The sequence below is a fragment of the Protofrankia sp. Cr1 genome (genome assembly GCF_963555865.1).
Taxonomy (GTDB): domain Bacteria; phylum Actinomycetota; class Actinomycetes; order Frankiales; family Frankiaceae; genus Protofrankia.
Genome location: NZ_CAUVXO010000129.1, coordinates 3,790 through 6,561 on the forward strand (window position 1 = coordinate 3,790; position 2,772 = coordinate 6,561).

At 66.8% G+C, this 2,772-nt stretch carries 2 protein-coding genes; one reads left to right on the forward strand and one right to left on the reverse strand.

The window, feature by feature from the left end; all coding sequences use genetic code 11:
* Nucleotides 1-1,468: CDGSH iron-sulfur domain-containing protein (locus U9980_RS12620; protein WP_322768078.1), on the reverse strand; the 1,468-nt coding region annotated here is incomplete at its 3' end.
* A gap of 795 nt (nt 1,469-2,263) precedes the next feature.
* Here U9980_RS12620 and U9980_RS12625 point away from each other — a divergent pair.
* Nucleotides 2,264-2,772: glycosyltransferase (locus U9980_RS12625; RefSeq protein ID WP_416210256.1), on the forward strand; the 509-nt coding region annotated here is incomplete at its 3' end.

Consider the following 2,772-nt stretch of genomic DNA (forward strand, 5'->3'; position numbering starts at 1 on the left):
CGATATAAGCGGCGAACGCGGAGCGGAACTCCGCGTCGTTGGGGAGCTGGGATTCTCGCGCGGACTGCAACAAAAGCGCGACCCATCGTCCCCGCTTCTCCTCGGTCAGCTCCTTGCCGAGGTGCTGGGAGAGCATACGAGTGTAGCCACCGTACTCCTGACTGTAGCACTTCGGCCCGCCGAAGACTTCCCCGAGCCATTTCGCGACCCGCTGGGGGTGGTCGGGCGACATGTCGGCGAACAGCGGTGCCAGCAGCGAATCCTGAGGAACGTACTTCTCGTAGAAAAGACGTGTCATCCGGGTGAGCGCGGGGAGGCCGCCGGCCCATTCGAAGATCGTGGGCTCGTGACCGGGATCAGGAACGGGATCATGGAACTCAACATACCAGTGCATGCCACTACAAAACGGTTTGTTCTGCGAGTGCCCGCAACGACAGAGGGCATAGTGTTCACGCGAAGTGCCCTCGTTTCGAGGCACGTCTTCGCCATCGTCGGCCACGAGCCGGATACCACCGATGACCCGATAGGGGCCGTCCTTCGACACCTCGACCATCGGCTCGCGCCTGCCGTGGTAATCAACCTCATCGCGGGCTTCGTCGCGTGCCTCGCCCCCACCCATCGCATAGCTGAGGGCGCCGGAGGGGCAGTCACGGACGGCACGGATGATCTCGTCCATCCTGCCGCCGCTGGGACTGACGAAGGGTCCCTCGCCACGATGGAAGACGGTTGGGAGCCTGTCGGTACAGAAGCCCGAGTGCTGGCAGGTGCCACGGTTGTCCAGGACGGTCACCTGCTGACCGACATAGGTGTCGCGCCGGTCCGGGACACGCTTGGGATCCGTGGCGTCGGTGAAGCCGATGCGGGCATGCGTCCCGTCACAGAGCGGCTTGCGCTGGGAACCGCCGCAGCGGCACAACGCCAGCTGGGGCCGCACCGGCAGGGGCTGACCCAGCCAGTCATACAGGGCGCGAACATTGGTCGCCAGGTAGGGGCCGTTGCCGGCGGCCTGGATAGACGGGTCCACCCCAGCTTGAAGGGTTTGCAGATCGGCCAGCCGGGTCGCCGCCGAGGCCTCATCGACCACAGCGAGGGCGACGTCCTGCAGCGCCGCGGTGGCCTCGGCGAGTTCGGGCAGGTCCGGGTACTGGACCCGACGTTCGGTAGCCGTCCGCGCCAGCTCCCAGAGCCGGTCGGTCAGCTGGTGTGCGGAGCTCTGCGCGGCCGGCTCGACGTGAGCCGTCGATTCCGTCGATTCCGTCGATTCCGTCGATTCCGTCTCTCCACCCTTGGCTGTGCCATCACCGACAGCCACACGCTGCTGCGCCTGTAGTAGCGGACGGACGACACTGTCACGCAGCCGGGTGCTCACCAGCTGGGACTGTTCGTCGCCGACCGCCCGCCGAAGCTCGGCCTCCACATCGGCAACGGCCGCCAACAGCGAGCGCAGCTTCCCTTCGATACCTGACATCATCCTCTCCTCCTGGGCACCTGGGCACCTGGGCACCTGGGCACCTGGGCACCTGGGCACCGTCGACGCTGGTCGAGACGTTGCTCGCGCTCACCATCTCAAGAGCGCGGGCTGGCCGCAAAAAGCGCCGGGCCGTGCGACGCCACCGATTGCAAGAATAGCGTTGTCAGGTCTCCGCCGGGAGCCACGATCAGGACAACGAGGTTCTTTACTGTAAATCCATGACAGCCTGCACCGACAGGTTCCAGACATTGGCGAGCCGACGACGCCTACATTCCCCATGGGCAATTTCCGCGGCATCCTGGATCGGAATCGCTCCCCAGCCGGAGCCGCCGGAAAATCATCGCATCCCCGCCGAACGGGACATGGCCGTCCGCCCCGCGGGGAGTGCCCCTGGGCCGAGCAAGGCGACCATCCTCGTCCGGACCCCGTCCGACGAGACCTCCGACTCCTGGATGACCTTGGCGGACGATCCGGGTCTGACCTCTTCGGTGGTCACCGAGGGTCGGCGGTCGACGGCGAATCAGTGAGTTCTGGCGGCCGCGACAACGTCACTGCGAATGGGTCCCCATTGCTTTTGTGCACGCCGAGGACTATACATACGTTAGCACTCATCAATTTCGAGTGCCAGCCCCTGGCACGACGGGGCCCGAACTGCGGCCTGGAACGTCGTTTTTGTTGCTTTCTTTCTCGACGTTCTCGTCGCTTCGGTGGGCAGGCTGCTGATCTCGGCGGGTTCGACACTTGTGTGCCCGCCGGCGCTCTGCCGGCGCCGATCGGAAGGTGGGCACCGTTGTGGCCCTGCGTTACGGCTTCCTTAGTACTTATCCGCCGACCCAGTGTGGGCTCGCCACATTCACGGCGGCTCTTCACAAACAGCTGGCCGGCCCGGCGGCCGGGGGGTCCAGCGGGGTGGTGCGTCTGCTCGATCGTCCCGGCGCGGCCGTCCCGCCGCAGACCGCTCCGACCGCGGTGGTCGGGGAGCTGGTGGCCGGGACGCGGGACGGTCCGGCACGTGCCGCGCGCCTGCTGAACCGTTTCGATGTCGCGGTGGTGCAGCACGAATACGGCGTCTACGGCGGCCGGGACGGCGACGAGGTGCTCACGGTGCTCCACGGCCTCAACATCCCGGTGATCGTCGTCCTGCACACGGTGCTCGTGCGCCCGACCCGGCACCAGCGCCACGTCCTGGAGGCGGTCGTCGCGGCGGCTGCCGCGGTGGTCGTGATGACCGAGACGGCGCGGGTCCGGCTCGTCGCCGGGTACCGGGTCGACCCACGCGCCGTGTCGGTCATCCCGCACGG